Below are 16,302 nucleotides of genomic sequence, written 5' to 3' on the forward strand. Positions count from 1 at the left end.
GAAAAGCATGAGGGCTGGGTTAAGCGTTGTTCCGTGTGCCTGACCTGTCCAGGCGCTGCTGGAGCAGGGATTTGCTGTACGCCTCCTGGAAGATCTGGTGGATCAGCTCCCTGAACCATTTGTGCCCCGCGTCATGGTCGTTGCGCGGATGCCAGACGGCGTCGATGGACAGGGCCAGCTCGGGCAGGGGCATGGGGCGCGCCACGCAGTTGGAGCCGGACAGCACGCTGTGCATCCAGTGCGCGGGCATGGCGGCCACCAGGTCGGTGGATTCGATGACGGGCACCATGCCCAGCCAGGTGGGCACCTGGAACATCACGCGCCGCGCCAGCCCGCGTTCGGCCAGGAGTTCGTCCACGATGCTGCTGCCCACGCCCGTGACCTTCAGGTGGCCTTGCTCCAGGTATTTCTCCAGCGTGAGCGGGGAGGCGGCGGCCGGATGGTCCTTGCGCATCAGCACCATCCACTGGTCGTCCAGCAGGCGGCGTGACGCCGACAGCACCGAGCGCCCGCGCGAGACGGACAGCCGTATCTCCACGCCTTCGTACTCGACGCGGTCCGAGGGCTGGCGGCCGTCGAAGGACTGCACCGACAGGCTGATGCCCGGCGCCACTGCACGCAGATGGATGCACAGCTGCGGGAGCAGCAGCACACCCACGTAGTCGGACAGGCGCAGGTGGAAATTGCGCCGCGCCGTGGCCGGATCGAAGCCCTTGCTGACCTCGATGGCGCTTTCGATCTCGCTGAAGGCCTTGCGGAAGCTGCGCGCCAGGCGCACGGCCTCGGGCGTGGGCGACATGCCTTCGGCCGTGCGCAGCAGCAGCGGGTCGTTGAACTGGGTGCGCAGCCGGCGCAGCGCATGGCTGACGGCCGAGGAGGTGATGCCCAGCCGCGCGGCGGCCTTGCCCACGCTGCGTTCTTCCACCAGGGCCTCGAAGATCACCAGCAGGTTGAGGTCGATGCTGCGCAGGTTGACCGGAGCCCGAGGCGCGCCGTCTGCATGTTGAATGATGTTCATTTTGATGATGACAAAGATGAGCTTGACTGAATTTTACGTGCGTCACGACAATGCACCAGCTTTGAAATGAATGCCCATGAATTCACCCAGTTTCAACCGCTGTGCCGGTGATTGCGACGCAGTCGAAAATCCAGCGGAACAATATCTGTTTCCGGAAAATTCCTGCGATACCCATTTCCATGTATTTGGTCGTTCCGAAGATTTTCCGTTGATTGCGGAACGCGCCTATACACCGGCTGTCGCGTCCATGGACGATTATTGGAAGGCCTTTCGCCCATTGGGCGTGGACCGCTGCGTTCTGGTCCAGCCCAGCGTGTATGGCTGCGATCACGGCCTTCTCAAGCAGACGCTGCGCCATGCCGAGGCGGGCCGCATGCGGGGCGTGGCCGTGATCTACGAGGACACGCCGGATACAGAGATCGAAGCGCTGCACGCCCTGGGCGTGCGGGGCGCACGGTGCAATGCGCTGTTTTCGGGCGGGGTCTCCGTCTCCAGCCTGCAGGCCGTGGCCGACCGCATCCGGGGCCTGGGCTGGCATGTGCAATTGCTGGTGAACGTGGATGAAGACCCTGGCCTGGCGCAGCGCGTGGCCGACATGGGCGTGGCCGTGGTGGTGGATCACTTCGGCCACCCGTCGCGCCAGCTGGGCGCCGGCGGGCCGGGCAGCCGAAACCTGCAGGCGCTGATGAAGGAAGGCCGGGCCTGGGTGAAGTTCTCGGGCGCCTACCGGATATCGGCAACGGCATCGGCCGTGGACCCGGCCGTGACTCCCATTGCACATGCCCTGGTGCAGGCCAATGCGCACCGGATCGTATGGGGGTCGGACTGGCCGCATCCCGGAATAAAGGCCCGTTCGAATTCTGTTGGCGAATTGGCGCAGGCATTGGTGGATTGGGTTCCAGAGGAATACAGGCACACGGTATTGGTCGATAACCCCGCGCGCCTGTATTGGGGTCATTGATTTTCAAATAGCAGGAGACAGAGAAAATGAATCGAATCACATCGGGCCGCAGAGGCTTTATCCGCACGGCGGTATCTTTCGCGGCGCTGGCGGCGGCATCGGCGGCATCGGCTGCATCGGCAGTGCAGGCGCGCGCATTTCCCGCCAAGCCGCTCACGCTGGTCGTGCCCTTTGCGCCGGGCGGCAACGTGGACATCGTGGCCCGCACGCTGGGCATTCCGCTGGCCCGGCATGCGGGGCAGTCCGTGATCGTGGACAACCGTGCGGGCGGCGGTGGTGCCGTGGGCTCGGGCTGGGTGGCGCGCGCCGAGCCGGACGGGCATACGCTGCTGGTGGCCACGCCGGGCCAGTTGGGCACCTTGCCCGAGATGATCAAGCTGCCCTACCGCGCCGACAGCTTTGCGCCCATTGCCGTGGTCAGCCGCACGCCTGTGGTCGTGGTGGTGCGCGCCAACGACGCGCGCTTCAAGACCGCTGCCGATTTCATCAAGGCGATGAAGGCCAAGGATGGCAGCGTGACCGTGGGCCATGCCGGCCCGGGCTCGCCCAATCACCTGGCCGTGCTGCAGCTGGAAGATGCGGTGAAGGTGCGCGTCAATCCCGTGCCCTACAAGGGATCGGGGCCGGCCCTGGTCGATTTGATCGGCGGGCAGATCGATGCCGTGGTGGACCAGATCACCAGCTCCACGCCGCATATCAAGAGCGGCGCCCTGCGCGCGCTGTTCGTGCTGGGGCCGCGCGCCGGGGGCGGGCTGGCCGATGTGCCCGACCTGGCCCAGCTGGGCCTGCCGGTGTTCGATGCCACCACCTTCGTGGGCGTGTTCGCGCCCAAGGGTGCGCCCACGGCCAGCGTGGACAGCCTGTATGGCTGGATCTCCCAGTCTGTGGCCGACCCGGAGTTCAGCCGCCTGATCCGCGAGCTGGGCAGCGAGCCCTTCCCGGCCAGCGCGGCCGTGCTGCAGCGCCTGGTCAGCGAAGAGGCCGCGCTGGCGGCGCGGCTGACCCGGCAGGGGCGTCTGCGCGCGGAGTAGCCGCCGCGCGCACTTTCCCTTTCCTCTAGTACCCGGCCGCCAGCCCGTCGCGGCGCGGGTCGCTGGCGATCTGGTAGCCCTCCACGGCGGGATCGCCCATGCGCCAGATGAACTGGCCGGCGCCGAAGTCCTGGTAGGGGTCGTGGATGACCTCCACCTGGTGGCCCAGCGCCTGCAGGCCGGCGATGGTGGCCGGCTCCATGCCGCCTTCCACGTTGATGGCCAGGCCTTCGTTGACGCGCCAGCGCGGCGCATCGCAGGCCGCCTGGGGCGACTGGCGGTAGTCCAGCATGCGCACCACAGTCTGCATGTGGCCCTGGGGCTGCATGTTGCCGCCCATGACGCCGAAGCTCATCACGGGCTGGCCGTCGCGGGTCAGGAAGGCCGGAATGATGGTGTGGAAGGGGCGCTTGCCCGGGCCCACCAGGTTGGCGCGGTTGGGGTGCTGGGGGTCGGTGCCGAAGCCGTGGCCGCGGTTTTGCAGGCTGATGCCGAAGGTCGGCTCCACCACGCCAGAGCCAAAGCCCGAGAAGTTGCTCTGGATGAAGCTGACCATCATGCCGTTCTCGTCGGCCGCAGTCAGGTAGATGGTGCCGCCGCGCACGGGGTTGCCGGCCTTGAAGTCCTGCGCACGGCGCGGATCGATGAGCCTGGCGCGCGAGGCCAGGTAGGCGTCGTCGAGCATCTGTGCGGGCGTCACCTCCATGTCCGCGTCGGCCACGTAGCGGTAGATGTCGGCAAAGGCCAGCTTCATGGCCTCGATCTGCAGATGCTGGGAGGCCACGCCATCCACGGGCAGGCTGGCCAGGTCGAAGTTGGACAGAATGCCCAGCGCGATCTGCGCGGCAATGCCTTGCCCGCCCGGCGGGATCTCGTGCAGCGTGTGGCCGCGGTAGTCCTTGGCCAGCGGCTGCACCCATTGCACCTCGTGCGCGGCCATGTCGGCCATGCCCAGGCAGCCGCCGTGCTGCTGCACGAACGAGGTCACGGCCCGGGCAATCTCGCCTTCATAAAAGGCCTTGCCGCGCGTGGCGCCAATGGCGCGCAGGGCGCGCGCTGCGGCGGGAAAGCGGAACAGCTCGCCCACTTCCGGCGCGCGGCCTCGGGGCAGGAAGCTTTCCCTGAACCCCGGCTGCGACTGCAGCTCGGGCGCGCCTGCGGCCCATTTCTGCTGGACCACGGGCGGCACCAGGTAGCCGCGCTCGGCGATCTCGGCGGCCGGCTCCATCAGCGCGTCAAAGGGCAGCTTGCCGAAGCGCTCGTGCAGGGCCACCCAGGCGCTGACGGCGCCCGGCACGGTGATGGAGTCCACGCCCCGGCGCGGCGGCTTGTCCTGGCGGCCATAGCGCTGGTGGAAGTACTCGGGCGCCCAGCCCTGCGGTGCGCGGCCGCTGGCGTTGAGCCCGTGCAGCTCCTTGCCATCCCAGAGGATGCAGAAGGCGTCCGAGCCCAGGCCGTTGCTCACCGGCTCGACGATGGTCATGGCCGCCGCCGCCGCAATGGCCGCGTCCACCGCGTTGCCGCCTGCCCACAGCATGCGCAGGCCGGCCTGCGCCGCCAGCGGGTGGGAGGTGGACACGGCATTGCGCGCGAACACGGGCACCCGCCTGGAGTCGTAGGGATTGCCGGGAGTGAAGGGAGAGGAAGAGGCGTGCATGAAAGAACCTGCCTCAGTCGGCGGTGATGCCCATGGTCTTCACGTCGCGGCTCCAGCGCGTCAGCTCGCGGTCGATCTGCTGCTTGAAGGACTTGGGGTCGCTGGTCTCGGGGTCCAGGCCCTGGGCCTCGAACTGGGCCTGCACTTCGGGGCGCTCCATGATCTTGCGCACTTCCTGGGCCAGCCGCTCGACGATGGCCGGGTCCGTGCCGCCCGTGGTGAACAGGCCGTACCAGGACGTGAAGGCATAGCCGGGCAGGCCGGCCTCGGCGACGGTGGGCACGTTGGGCAGGTTCTTGACGCGCTGCTTCGTGGTCACGGCCAGGATGCGGGTCTGGCCGGTCTTGGCCGAGGTGATGGCGGGCGGAATGCCCGAGAAAATGGCCTGCACCTGGCCACCCGACACATCGGTGATGGCCGGGCCGTTGCCGCGGTAGGGCACGTGCACCAGGTTCACGCCGGCCTGCTGCGCGAACAGCGCGCCGGCCAGGTGCAGCGTGGAGCCGTTGCCCGACGATGCGTAGTTGATGCTGCCCGGTGCCTTGCGCGCGGCCTCGATCATTTCCTGCACCGTCTTGTAGGGCAGGGCGGCGTTCACCAGCAGCGCGTTGCCGGACTCGGCCACCAGGGTGATGGGCTCCAGGTCCTTGCGCGGGTCGAACGACAGCTTCTTGGCCAGCACGGGCGCCACGGTGTTGCTGCCGATGGAGCCCAGCAGCAGCGTGTAGCCGTTCTTGGGCGCCTTGGCCACCACTTCGCTGGCGATCAGGCCGCCCGCGCCGCCGCGGTTCTCCACCACCACGCTCTGGCCCAGGCGCTGCTGCAGCTCCTTGGCCAGGATGCGGGCCACGATGTCGTTGGCGCCGCCGGCGGCAAAGCCCACCATGATCTTCAGCGGCTGCGAGGGCCAGGCATCGGCGGCGGGCGCGGCCCAGCCGGGCGTGGCGCAGGTCAACAGGGCGGCGCAGCAGACAAGCAGGCGGCGGGACACGGGTGCAGGCATGGAGATCTCCAGAAATCCGGGAAGTGGGAGGTTGCGATCAGGACGATCGGCTATCGGTTGCCAGCGATTTTGATGATAGAAACTGTTTGGTGAAAGCTGGAATTTCTTACGAATCTTGAAAGTAAAACTTTTATGCCAAGCCTGCGCATTCTTCGCACTTTTCTGGCCGTGGCGGCCGAGGGCTCCTTCACCGCGGCAGGCCAACGCGTGGCGCTGACCCAGGTGGCCGTGGGGCTGCAGATGCGCACGCTGGAAAACGACCTCAAGCGCAAGCTGTTCGCGCGCCAGGGCAAGCTGGTCACGCTCAATGAGCAGGGCCGGGCGCTGGTGCCCATAGCAACCCAGCTGGTGGCGCTGTACGAGCAGGCCAAGCACGGCACGCGGGCCGACGCACCGCTGGCCGGCACCGTGCAGTTCGGCTCCATCGTCTCGGCGCTGAGCCAGCTGGTGCGCGCCACGCTGGAGCTCAAGCGCCACCATCCGGCGGTGGACCTGCATGTGGTCTCGGGCAAGTCCAACCGGCTGATCGCCCAGGTGGAGAACCATGAGCTGGATGCGGCCGTGGTGGTCTACAACCCGGCCATCAAGCGCCCCTCGCTGGTCTGGACGCCGCTGTATGCCGAGCCCATGGTGCTGCTGGCGCCGCGCGCCGCCCGGCCCGCGGCGCCCGCCGACATGGTGGAGCGCTATCCCTTCATCCGCTTCGACCGCACCGAGCACACGGGCGAGCTGGTGGAGCGCACGCTGCGCCGCCTGCGTGCCAAGCCCCAGGAGTTCCTGGAGCTCAACTCCATCGAGACCATCGTGGAGCTGGTGCGCGACGGCATGGGCGTGGCCATGCTGCCCAATCTGGCGCGGCATGGCTGGGAGGGTGACCCGCGCCTGCGCGTGCTGCCCATTGCCCAGACTGCCGAGAGCCGGCAGATCGCCCTGGTGCAGCTGCGCACGGCGGCGCGCGCCGAGATCATCACCGCCGTGGGCCAGCAATTCGTGGCGGCGCTGGCGGTGCCGGCCTGAGCGCGGCGCTGTGAGCGTTGCGCCGATCCGCGTGTCCTAAGTTGCGTATTGCGCGAGCCCGTGGCCCATGGACCAGTTCTCCTTGTCCACCTCGACCAAGTTGACGAACACGTCCTCGGGCCGCAGGCCGGGGCTTTCGACCAGCAGCTCGGCGATGCGGCGGAACAGTGCCTTCTTCTGCTCCAGGCTGCGGGTGTTGCTGACCGTGAGCTGCACCAGCACCAGATCGTCGCTGCGCGCCACGCCCAGGTAGGAGGCGCCGTAACGGAAGTTGTCGCCGTCATGCTCGGTGATGGTCATGAACTGGTCGTCCTCCGGCACGTTGAAGGTCTCGCGCATGGCGCGGTAGAGGCTGTCGCAGATGGCCTGGCGGTAGGCGGGGGACTTGCCGGCGCGCATGTTGATCCGGGTCATGGGCATGGTGTGGCTCCTTTGCGTTGTGGGAGCCTCGAAGGTAGGCCGTGCCAGCTATTTTGAAAAGCCATGATTGCTGATATCAGTAATAATGGATTGAAATGATTCAACGACCCCTTGACCTGGATGCCGTGCAGAGCTTCGTGCACATCGCGGAGCTGGGCAGCTTCACGCGCGCGGCCGAAGCCATGCAGACCACGCAGGCCGCCGTCAGCCTCAAGCTCAAGCGGCTGGAGCAGAGGCTGGGCTGCAGGCTGGTCGAGCGCACGCCGCGCCACGTGCAGCTGTCGGCGCTGGGTGCCGACTTCCTGCCCCATGCGCGCGAACTGCTGCAGGCCCATGAGCGCGCACTGGCGCTGGCCGTCAGCACGCGCCAGCGGCTGACCATCGGCATCAGCGACCACGTGGCCGGGCCTGAGCTGCCGGCCCTGATCGCCCGCATGAATGCGCAGGACCCGCAGCTGCTGATCGACATCCGCATCGCATCGTCCGGCCCGCTGCTGCAGGGGTTTGACCGGCGCGAGTACGACACGGTGATCGTTCGCACGCATGCCGGGCGTGACGACGGCGAGCTGCTGGCCGAGGAGCCCTTCGGCTGGTTTGCCGCGCCCGGCTGGCAGCACCGCGCGGGCGAGCCCCTGCCGCTGGCCACGCTGGCCGAACCCTGCGGCGTGCGCGCAATGGCCGGGCAACTGCTGGATTCGGCGCGCATGCCGTGGACCGAGGTGTTCGTGGGCGGCGGCGTGGCCGCTGTCTCGGCCGCCGTCATGGCGGGGCTGGGCGTGGCCGCGCTGGCGCCGCGCATGCTGGCCCTGGGCGCCGTGGACGTGGGCCCGCGCCTGGGCCTGCCCACGCTGCCGCGCCTGCCCGTGCTGCTGCACACCCGCGTGCGCGAAGGCCGGCCGCGCGCGGCGCTGGATGCGCTGGGCGCCGCCTTCAAGTCCGCCGTGCGTGGCTAGCAGCCAACAATCGGCCCGGCATGGTGCGCAGCCGCTTGTGCCTGCGGGGCAACGGGCGATAGACTCGCACCCCTCCCATCCACCCTCACCCTTTCGAGGTGCACCATGCCCCGCCGCACAGCTTCCTGCTGAACGACTTCGTCACACGCTGATCCTGGCCTTGCCCCGGATGTCTTTTGCGTGTGCGCTGCGGTGCGTGGCCTTTTGAGGGCTTGCGGCTGACCGTCCGGTTTGCGGACGGCCCCGACAGTCCTGCCATCTTCCCCTTCGACAGCCTGCCGGCCCGGCCACCACGGGCCAGGCCGCGCTGTCGCTGCATCCCCTGCATTGCGGCGCCTGGCGTCGTCGTCGGCTTTTCCCGCTCCACGGCATGTCGCCGTGGGGTGCTGCATCGTTTTCGGAAAGCACGACATGACCCCATCCATTGCCCAAGGCGCTCACTTTCTTTCGAGCGTCGAGATCCTCAAATACCCCCGCACGCCGCACCTGCGCGGCTCGCGCCTGCAGTCCGGTGACCAGGACGACGCCGTGCCCTATGAGCGGCTGGCCGGCCGTCACATCGTCGTCGAGGAAAAACTCGACGGCGCCAACGCCGCGCTGAGCTTTGCCGGCGACGGCCAGCTGCTGCTGCAGTCGCGCGGCCACTACCTGGACAGCGAGCGGCCCGGCGGGCGCGAGCGCCAGTTCAACCTCTTCAAGCAATGGGCCCAGGCCCATGAGGGCGCGCTTCTGTCCCTGCTGGACGACCGCTACCAGGTGTTCGGCGAGTGGATGTACGCCAAGCACTCGCTGTTCTACGACGCGCTGCCCCACTGGTTCTGCGAGTTCGACATCTGGGACCGCTCGGTGCAGTGCTTCCTGGACACGCCGCGCCGCCATGCCCTGCTGGCCGGCGTGCCCGTGGTCTCGGTGCCCGTGCTCTACAGCGGGGCGGCGCCCCGGCGCATGCAGGACCTGCTGGCGCTGCTGGCCCCTTCGCTGGGCCGCAGCGCGCGCTGGCGCCAGGCCTTCGAGCAGGTGGTGGCCCGCCAGAAGCTGGACCTGCCGCTGTGCTGGCGGCAGACCGACGGCTCCGAGCTGGCCGAAGGCCTCTACCTCAAGGTGGAGGAGGACGGCCAGACCGTGGCGCGCTACAAGTTCGTGCGGCCGGACTTCGTGCAGGTCATCCTCGACTCGGGCTCGCACCACAGCGAGCGGCCCATCGTCCCCAACGGGCTGCGCGAAGGCGCAGACATCTTTGCGGCCGATATTTCAAAAAGCTGGTGAGGCCTGCAGCGCAGACCCATCGCAAGGAGATTTCCATGACGAACTGGAAACAGATCCAGTCCCTGGTGCCGCAGCCCGGCGCCGACCCCGACTTCGCGGCCTGCCTGGCCGCCTTCCCCCAGCTGGAGCAGGCCAAAACCACGCCGCAGGACCCCGTCTACCACGGCGAAGGCGATGTCTGGACACACACGCAGATGGTGGTGCGCGAGCTGCTGGCCGACCCCGGCCATGCGGCGCTCACCGCCACCGAGCGCGAGACGGTCTTCCTGGCCGCGCTGCTCCACGACGTGGCCAAGTGCTCGACCACCGTGGTGGGCGAGGACGGCCGCATCGGCCAGCCCGGCCATTCGCGCCGGGGTGCGCTGGATGCGCGGCTCATGCTCTGGGAAGCCGGCGCGCCCGTGGACCAGCGCGAAGCCATCTGCCGGCTGATCGCCGTGCACCAGGTGCCGTTCTTCGCCTTTGCCGATTCGCGCCGCGGCCTCTCGCCCGAGTTCATCGTGCGCGAGCTGTCCTGGCAGGTGGACCTGCACCTGCTTACCCTGCTGGCGCGGGCCGACATGCGCGGGCGCATCTGCCCGGACATTGCGTCCGTGCTGGTCAACATCGAACTGGTGCGCGAGTTCGCGCTGGAAGAGGGCTGCCTGCGCACGCCACGCCGCTTTGCCTCGGCCGAGACGGCGGTGCGCTACTTCCGCGGCGCGCAGCTGCATCCCGACTATGCGCTGCACGAGCAGGCCGGCTCCCGCGCCATCGTCATGTGCGGCCTGCCGGCCAGCGGCAAGAACACCTGGGTGGCCGCCCACCATGGCGACCTGCCCGTGGTCTCCTTCGACGATGCGCGTACGGAGCTGGGCCTGCGCCACGGCCAGAACGAGGGCGCGGCCGCCCACCATGCCGTGGACAAGGCCAAGGCCCTGCTGCGCGCGGGCCAGCCCTTTGTCTGGAATGCCACCCACCTGTCGCGCCAGATGCGCGGCAAGACCGTGGACCTGTGCCTGGCCTACGGCGCCCGCGTGGAGCTCGTGCACCTGGAAGCCAGCCGCCCAACCCTGCTGGCCCGCAACCGCGCGCGCGACACCACGCTGACCAACGCGGCCCTGCTCAGCCTGCTGCAGCGCTGGGACGTGCCTTTGCCTACCGAGGCACATGCGCTGTCGTTGCTGGTCAATGAGGGGTAGGTCGGGGGTGGGGGGAGGACCCGCCTTTCGCTCAGTCCCTTCGGATTCCGCGCTCCTTCACCAGCCGGCCCCACTTGGCGGCTTCGCTGTCGATGAAGGCGGCGAACTCCTGGCTGCTGCCGCCGCCGAACTCGTTGCCCTGGGAGACGATGCGTTCCCGGACTTCCGGATGGTCCATGGCCTTGGCGAACGCCTTGTGGAGCCGGGCCACGATCTCGGGCGGCGTGCCTTTGGGCGCCACATAGCCCATCCAGTTGGAGACGGTGACCTGGGGGAAGCCGGACTCGGCGAAGGTGGGCACGTCAGGGAGCATGGCCAGGCGCTGTGCCGAGGTCACACCCAGCGCGCGGATCTTGCGCGCCTGTATGGAGGGCGCGGCCGCACCGGTCTGCTCGAACATCAGGTCCACCTGTCCCGACAGCAGGGCGGTGGCGGCGGGGCCACCGCCCTTGAAGGGCACGCCGACCATGTCCAGGCCTGCCGCCGCCTCGAAAAGCTCGGCCGAGAGATGGTGCGCACCACCCGGCCCTGCATTGGCGATGTTCAGCTGCCCCGGCCTGTCCTTGGCGGCCGTCACCACATCGGCCACGCTGCGATAGGGCTTGTCGGCGGGCGTGACCAGCACCAGCGGGCTTTTCTCCAGCAGGATGATGGGGACAAAGGTCTTGGGATCGAAGTTGAGCTTGGGATAGATCCAGGGATTGACGGCCAGAGGCCCGAAGCTGCCCATGGCGATGGTGTAGCCGTCGGCTGCGGCGCGGCCCACGAACTCCATTCCGATGTTGCCGCTGGCGCCGGGCTTGTTGTCCACGATCACGGGCTGGCCCAGTATCTGCGCCAGCTGCCTGGCCACGAGCCGGGTCTTGACGTCGGTGTTTCCGCCGGCCGCGAAGGGCACGACGATGGTGACGGCGCGGACCGGGTAGCCGTCGGGGGCGGTCTGGGATCGGGCCGTGGCCGAAGCCAGGACCAGGATGGCGGCGGCCGTGGCGGCCAGTGCGGGATGAAGCTGCATGTCGTCTCCTGTGGTTTTCTGAAGGGAAAGGCAAATGCCGGGAAAGGGCGCGCGCCCTCACTCGGCCACGATGCGGGCCGAGGTCACGATGGCGGCGTACCTGGCGGTCTCGGCGGCGATGAAATCCTTGAACTGCTGCTGGGACATGGGGGCGGGCTCGCCGCCCAATTCGCGCAGGCGCTGCGCCAGCGCGGGATCCTTGAGCGCATTGACCACCGCCGCATGCAGCCGCGCCTGGACGGCCGGCGGCGTGGAGGCGGGCGCGAAGAGGCCGAACCAGTTGTCCAGGTCGTAGGAGGCCAGGCCCGTGGACTCGGCAATGGCGGCAATGCCGGGGGCGAAGCTGGCGCGCTGCGCTGAAGTCACCGCCAGCGCCTTGACACGGCCGCTCTTGATGAAGGGTGCGGCCCCCGCGTAGCTGACGAAGGCCAGTTCGACCACGCCCGAGGACACGTCCACCAGCTGGTTGGCCGCGCCCCGGTAGGGCACGTGGTTCAGCCGAATGCCGGCCAGCGACTGCAGCAGCTCGCCATTGAGGTGCTGGGGATTGCCCACGCCGCTGGTGGCGTAGCCGAGCTTGCCGGGGCTGGCCTTGGCCAGGCGCACCAGTTCATCGATGTTGCCGGCCGGCAGGCCGGGCGAGGCCACCAGTACGTTGGGCACGCGCGTGACCAGGGTCAGGGGCGCCAGGTCGCGGGACGGCTGGTAGGGCATGCGGCCCTGGTGCACCAGCGGGGCGATGGCGGTTTCGCCGGCCGAGCCCAGCAGCAGCGTGTGGCCGTCGCCCGCCGCGCGTGCCACGGCGCCTGCGCCCAGCATGCCGCTGGCGCCGGGCCTGTTGTCCACCACCACCGGCTGCTTGAGCGTCACGCGCAGCCGCTCGGCCAGCAGCCGGGCCATGGCGTCGACACCGCCACCTGCCGTGAAGGGAACCACGAGAGTGATGCTGCGCTGCGGCGCGTCCTGGGCCGCAGCGGGCAGGTTGCCGATGAGGCTGATGAGGCCAATGAGGCCGGCGAGCAGCGCGGTGCCCAGGTTGCGCAGCAAGCTGCGGCGGGAGGGAGCGGACATGTCAAAACTCCTTGGCGGCCTTGTGGCCGGGGTTTCAGGGAAAGCGAGATGAGGCGTTTGATTGCATTTTAGAAATTCAAAATGCAAAATATCAGCTATGGAAAACACCGAGAACCCCTTTTCCCGCGTCCTTGAACTGGACGGAGTCCGCTACCACGCCGCCGATGTGCCGGGCGTGCTGGGCGAGTGCCTGCCGCGCCTGCCCGTGGTGCTCAGGTTGTTGCTTGAGAACGTGCTGCGCCACATGGAGGGGCAGGAAAGGGACGCTGCCGTGGCTGCCTTGCGGGCCTGGCTGGATCACGGCAGCAGCGAGGCCGAAATCGCCTTCCAGCCGGGCCGCGTGCTCATGCACGACACCACCAGCACGCCGGCGCTGGTCGACATCGCGGCCATGCGCGACGCGCTGCACGAAGAGGGCGTGGATCCGGCCGTGCTCAATCCGGTGCTGCCCGTCGATGTGTCGGTGGACCACTCGCTGGCCGTGGAGGCCTATGCAGCGCCGGGCGCCGCCCAGGCCAACCTGGAGCACGAGATACGGCGCAATGCCGAGCGCTACCGCTTCCTGCGCTGGGCCTCCAGGGCACTGGCCCATGTGACCATCCACCCGCCCGGCACGGGGATCATGCACACCATCAACCTGGAGCAGCTGGCCACCGTGGTGGCTACCGAGGAGCGCGGCGGCAGGCTCTGGGCCGTGCCCGACATGATGCTGGGCACGGACAGCCACACACCCATGGTCAACGGCATCGGCGTGCTGGGCTGGGGCGTTGGCGGGCTGGAGGCGCAGACCGTGATGTTCGGCATGCCCACCATGCTGCGCATCCCCGACGTCATCGGCGTGCGGCTGACCGGCGCGCTGCGCCCCGGCGTGCAGGCCAGCGACCTGGCCCTGGTCGCCACCCAGCGGCTGCGCGCCCTGGGCGTGGCCGGCGAGTTCGTCGAGTACTTCGGCCCCGGCGTGTCCACGCTGACGGCGGGCCAGCGCAGCGTGGTGGCCAACATGGCGCCCGAGTACGGCGCCACCACGGGCTACTTCGCGGTCGATGGCCAGACGCTTGACTACCTGCGCGCCACGGGCCGCAGCCCACAGCGCGTCGCCCTGGTCGAGGCCTATATGCGTGCCCAGGGCCTGTGGTTCGATCCGCAGGCCCAGCCGCGCTACACACGCCAGATCGAGATCGACCTGGACACCGTGGGCTGGCACATTGCCGGTCCGCGCCGCCCGCAGGACCTGCTGGACTATGGCGACAGCGCCCGCGCGCTGCAGGCCGTGGGCTTTGTTGCGTCCGGCGCGAAGGCCGGGCTGCCGCGCCATGCCGTGGCGCTGGCCGCCATCACCAGCTGCACCAACACCTCGGATCCCGCGCTGCTGGTCGCCGCCGGGCTGGTGGCGCGCAAGGCGCGGGCGCTGGGGCTGAAGGTCCCCGCATGGGTCAAGACCTCGCTGGCACCGGGCTCGCCGGCGGCTGCCTCCTATCTGGCGCGCGCCGGGCTGCTGCAGGATCTGGAGGCCGTGGGCTTCGGCATCGTGGGCTACGGCTGCACCACCTGCATCGGCAACCCCGGCCCGCTGACGGAGCCGGTGCGCCAGGCCCAGCGCGCCGGCCAGGCCAAGGCCGTGGCCATTTTGTCGGGCAACCGGAATTTCCCGGGCCGCGTGCATCCGGACATCGAGCTGAGCTTCATCATGTCGCCGTCCCTGGTCATCGCCTTCGGCCTGGCCGGCGACGCGGCCCGCAACCTGCGCCTGGAGCCCGTGCAGCACCTGGCCGATGGCCGGCCCGTGTTCCTGGCCGACCTCATGCCCACCCGCGAGGAAGTCCAGGCGGCGCTGGCGCTGGGCCTGCACCCGCAGGACTTCGGCCGCGACTTCGCGCGGGCCACACTCAACCCGGCCTGGCATGCGCTGAAGGCGCCCGAGGGGCCGTTGTTTCCCTGGGACGCGCGGTCCACCGCGCTGCGCCGCCCGCCCTTTGCCGCGCTGTCCGAGGGCAGCCAGCTGGGCCGCTACCAGGCCCACCCGCTGCTGGTGGTGGGCGACGACATCACCACGGACCATATCTCGCCGGCCAGCGCCATCCCGCCCGACAGCCTGGTGGCCGATTTCCTGGTGGAGCGCGGCGACGACCGGGGTGATCTCAACGTCTTCGCGTCGCGGCGCGGCAACTGGGAGGTGATGGTGCGGGCGGCCTTTCACAGCAAGACGCTGAAGAACCTGCTGGCGCCCGGTGCCCCCGTGGCCCATGGCCTGCATGCGCCATCGGGCGAGATCGCGCCGCTGTGGGACATCGCGCAACGCTACCGCAAGGCGGGCCAGTCCGTGGTGCTGGTGGCCGGCGAGCGCTACGGCACGGGCTCCTCGCGCGACTGGGCCGCCAAGGGCCAGCGCCTGCTGGGCATACGTGCCGTGCTGGCCCTGAGCTTCGAGCGCATCCACCGCTCCAACCTCATCGGCATGGGCATCGTGCCGCTGCGCTTGCCTGCGGGCATGGGGCCGCAGGAACTGGCGCTGCAGCCGGGCGACCGTATCGAGATCGATGCACCGTCCGACGCCCTGGCGCCGCGCTGCGCCGTGCCCGTGCGCATACTGCGCGGCGATGGCAGCGTGCAGGCGCTGCAGGCCACGGCCGCCGTGGAGACGCAGCTGGAGGCCGGGCTGCTGCGCAGCGGCGGCGTGATTCCTTCCATCCTGCGGCAGGCGGCCGGGCGCTGATGTGGCATGGCATGACAATGGGGGCATGAAGACCTCCACCCAGCTGTGCTCGCAAATCCTGGCACTGGCCCGTTCCGAGCAATGGGACAGCGGAACCCACCTGGCCGCCCAGGGGCTGGCCGACCGGCTGCGCGTCTCCCGCCAGCCCGTCAACGAGGCCTTGCAGCAGCTGGAAGAGCAGGGTGTGGTGCGGCGCGAGCGCAACCGGGGGTTTTTCCTGGCCCTGCCGCATGACCGGATTCCGGCCGAACTGCTGGCCGAGGCGGCGGCCGGCGACCAGGACCTGACCGAGGCCATCTACTTTCGCATCGCCGAGGACCGGCTGCGCGCCAGCCTGCCCGAATCCGTCACCGAGGCCGCGCTGCGCACGCGCTACGGCCTGAGCAAGGCCCAGCTGGCGGCCGTGCTCAACCGCATCTCGCAGGAGGGCTGGATCGAGCGCAAGCCCGGCTACGGCTGGACCTTTGCGGCCATGCTGACCACGCCCGACAGCCTGCTGCAGTCCTACCGCCTGCGTATGGCGCTGGAGCCGGCCGCGCTGCTGGAGCCCGGCTACCGGCTGGACCGCGCCGTGCTGCAACGCTGCCGCGCGGCCGAAATCCACTTGCTCGAAGGCGGCATCGCCACCGACCCGGCCGACCGCATCCACGACCGGGGGGTGAACTTCCACGAGTCCCTGGTCGAGGCCTCGGGCAACGTGTTCTTCATCGACACCATCCGCCGCGTCAACCGCGTGCGGCGCCTGCTGTCCTACCGCTCCATGCAGGACCGGGCGCGCTACCGCGAGCACTGCGAGCAGCATCTGAACATCCTGGAACTGCTGGGGCGCGAGCGCAACGAAGAAGCCTCCCTCGCCATGCGCGAGCACCTGGCGAGCACCTTGCGCAACCTGGCCAGCATCAGCGATCTCCTCGGTCCCGGCGCAGCGTCCCCGGAACCTTCGCGTACCCCTTCGCGTACCTCTTCCACGCCCCGGCGGGCATCCCGTTGACCCTT

The 16,302-nt window shown here is 69.1% G+C and carries 14 protein-coding genes; 8 read left to right on the forward strand and 6 right to left on the reverse strand.

The annotated features are described in order from the left end of the window. Nucleotides 1-19: 19 nt before the first annotated feature. Complete coding sequence (locus AC57B5_RS29255; protein WP_496400816.1) at nucleotides 20-1,018, reverse strand: LysR family transcriptional regulator; 999 nt, start codon at nucleotides 1,016-1,018, stop codon at nucleotides 20-22. 76 nt (nucleotides 1,019-1,094) lie between these two features. Between AC57B5_RS29255 and AC57B5_RS29260 the strand changes: the two genes are divergently transcribed. Beyond that, nucleotides 1,095-1,979, forward strand: coding sequence for an amidohydrolase family protein (locus tag AC57B5_RS29260; RefSeq protein WP_496400817.1), 885 nt, complete (start codon nucleotides 1,095-1,097; stop codon nucleotides 1,977-1,979). Nucleotides 1,980-2,005: 26 nt separating this feature from the next. Continuing rightward, nucleotides 2,006-3,010, forward strand: a complete 1,005-nt coding sequence (locus AC57B5_RS29265; protein ID WP_496400818.1) for a tripartite tricarboxylate transporter substrate binding protein — start codon at nucleotides 2,006-2,008, stop codon at nucleotides 3,008-3,010. 25 nt (nucleotides 3,011-3,035) lie between these two features. On the opposite strand, the gene AC57B5_RS29270 is transcribed toward AC57B5_RS29265, so the two are convergent. Further along, a complete protein-coding gene (locus tag AC57B5_RS29270) occupies nucleotides 3,036-4,667 on the reverse strand; it encodes a gamma-glutamyltransferase family protein (RefSeq protein WP_043822809.1) in 1,632 nt (543 codons plus the stop codon). Between the two features lie 13 nt (nucleotides 4,668-4,680). Further along, a complete protein-coding gene (locus AC57B5_RS29275; RefSeq protein WP_013801719.1) occupies nucleotides 4,681-5,670 on the reverse strand; it encodes a Bug family tripartite tricarboxylate transporter substrate binding protein in 990 nt (329 codons plus the stop codon). A 132-nt stretch (nucleotides 5,671-5,802) separates the two neighbouring features. Between AC57B5_RS29275 and AC57B5_RS29280 the strand changes: the two genes are divergently transcribed. Next, a complete protein-coding gene (locus tag AC57B5_RS29280; protein ID WP_043822811.1) occupies nucleotides 5,803-6,687 on the forward strand; it encodes a LysR family transcriptional regulator in 885 nt (294 codons plus the stop codon). Between the two features lie 36 nt (nucleotides 6,688-6,723). Here AC57B5_RS29280 and AC57B5_RS29285 read toward each other — a convergent pair whose 3' ends face one another. Continuing rightward, entirely contained in the window at nucleotides 6,724-7,107 is a 384-nt protein-coding gene (locus AC57B5_RS29285; protein ID WP_013801721.1) for a tautomerase family protein, read from the reverse strand. A gap of 95 nt (nucleotides 7,108-7,202) precedes the next feature. On the opposite strand from AC57B5_RS29285, the gene AC57B5_RS29290 reads away from it, so the two are divergent. From AC57B5_RS29290 to AC57B5_RS29300, 3 genes are all read left to right on the forward strand, one after another. After that, complete coding sequence (locus AC57B5_RS29290) at nucleotides 7,203-8,060, forward strand: LysR family transcriptional regulator (RefSeq protein WP_013801722.1); 858 nt, start codon at nucleotides 7,203-7,205, stop codon at nucleotides 8,058-8,060. 411 nt (nucleotides 8,061-8,471) lie between these two features. Then, complete coding sequence (locus AC57B5_RS29295; protein WP_496400819.1) at nucleotides 8,472-9,326, forward strand: RNA ligase family protein; 855 nt, start codon at nucleotides 8,472-8,474, stop codon at nucleotides 9,324-9,326. 35 nt (nucleotides 9,327-9,361) lie between these two features. Next, nucleotides 9,362-10,507, forward strand: a complete 1,146-nt coding sequence (locus AC57B5_RS29300) for an AAA family ATPase (RefSeq protein ID WP_496400820.1) — start codon at nucleotides 9,362-9,364, stop codon at nucleotides 10,505-10,507. A gap of 31 nt (nucleotides 10,508-10,538) precedes the next feature. On the opposite strand, the gene AC57B5_RS29305 is transcribed toward AC57B5_RS29300, so the two are convergent. Both AC57B5_RS29305 and AC57B5_RS29310 read right to left on the reverse strand, forming a co-directional pair. Next, nucleotides 10,539-11,522, reverse strand: coding sequence for a Bug family tripartite tricarboxylate transporter substrate binding protein (locus tag AC57B5_RS29305; RefSeq protein ID WP_192366510.1), 984 nt, complete (start codon nucleotides 11,520-11,522; stop codon nucleotides 10,539-10,541). Nucleotides 11,523-11,579: 57 nt separating this feature from the next. Continuing rightward, nucleotides 11,580-12,593, reverse strand: a complete 1,014-nt coding sequence (locus AC57B5_RS29310) for a Bug family tripartite tricarboxylate transporter substrate binding protein (RefSeq protein WP_185070663.1) — start codon at nucleotides 12,591-12,593, stop codon at nucleotides 11,580-11,582. A 97-nt stretch (nucleotides 12,594-12,690) separates the two neighbouring features. On the opposite strand from AC57B5_RS29310, the gene AC57B5_RS29315 reads away from it, so the two are divergent. Continuing rightward, on the forward strand, nucleotides 12,691-15,306 hold the full coding sequence (locus tag AC57B5_RS29315; protein WP_192366512.1) for an aconitate hydratase AcnA: 2,616 nt from the start codon (nucleotides 12,691-12,693) through the stop codon (nucleotides 15,304-15,306). Nucleotides 15,307-15,331: 25 nt separating this feature from the next. Continuing rightward, nucleotides 15,332-16,297, forward strand: a complete 966-nt coding sequence (locus tag AC57B5_RS29320; protein WP_192366513.1) for a GntR family transcriptional regulator — start codon at nucleotides 15,332-15,334, stop codon at nucleotides 16,295-16,297. Nucleotides 16,298-16,302: the final 5 nt, after the last annotated feature.

The sequence above is a fragment of the Delftia sp. BGA-UO-ETr-SB1 genome (genome assembly GCF_059567865.1).

Bases quoted from the DNA above. Each gene is read 5' to 3' on its own strand.
- AC57B5_RS29260 (WP_496400817.1), top strand. From the start codon at position 1,095: ATGAATTCACCCAGTTTCAACCGCTGTGCCGGTGATTGCGACGCAGTC.
- AC57B5_RS29270 (WP_043822809.1), bottom strand. From the start codon at position 4,667: ATGCACGCCTCTTCCTCTCCCTTCACTCCCGGCAATCCCTACGACTCC.
- AC57B5_RS29255 (WP_496400816.1), bottom strand. From the start codon at position 1,018: ATGAACATCATTCAACATGCAGACGGCGCGCCTCGGGCTCCGGTCAAC.
- AC57B5_RS29265 (WP_496400818.1), top strand. From the start codon at position 2,006: ATGAATCGAATCACATCGGGCCGCAGAGGCTTTATCCGCACGGCGGTA.
- AC57B5_RS29280 (WP_043822811.1), top strand. From the start codon at position 5,803: ATGCCAAGCCTGCGCATTCTTCGCACTTTTCTGGCCGTGGCGGCCGAG.
- AC57B5_RS29285 (WP_013801721.1), bottom strand. From the start codon at position 7,107: ATGCCCATGACCCGGATCAACATGCGCGCCGGCAAGTCCCCCGCCTAC.
- AC57B5_RS29290 (WP_013801722.1), top strand. From the start codon at position 7,203: ATGATTCAACGACCCCTTGACCTGGATGCCGTGCAGAGCTTCGTGCAC.
- AC57B5_RS29275 (WP_013801719.1), bottom strand. From the start codon at position 5,670: ATGCCTGCACCCGTGTCCCGCCGCCTGCTTGTCTGCTGCGCCGCCCTG.
- AC57B5_RS29305 (WP_192366510.1), bottom strand. From the start codon at position 11,522: ATGCAGCTTCATCCCGCACTGGCCGCCACGGCCGCCGCCATCCTGGTC.
- AC57B5_RS29315 (WP_192366512.1), top strand. From the start codon at position 12,691: ATGGAAAACACCGAGAACCCCTTTTCCCGCGTCCTTGAACTGGACGGA.
- AC57B5_RS29320 (WP_192366513.1), top strand. From the start codon at position 15,332: ATGAAGACCTCCACCCAGCTGTGCTCGCAAATCCTGGCACTGGCCCGT.
- AC57B5_RS29310 (WP_185070663.1), bottom strand. From the start codon at position 12,593: ATGTCCGCTCCCTCCCGCCGCAGCTTGCTGCGCAACCTGGGCACCGCG.
- AC57B5_RS29295 (WP_496400819.1), top strand. From the start codon at position 8,472: ATGACCCCATCCATTGCCCAAGGCGCTCACTTTCTTTCGAGCGTCGAG.
- AC57B5_RS29300 (WP_496400820.1), top strand. From the start codon at position 9,362: ATGACGAACTGGAAACAGATCCAGTCCCTGGTGCCGCAGCCCGGCGCC.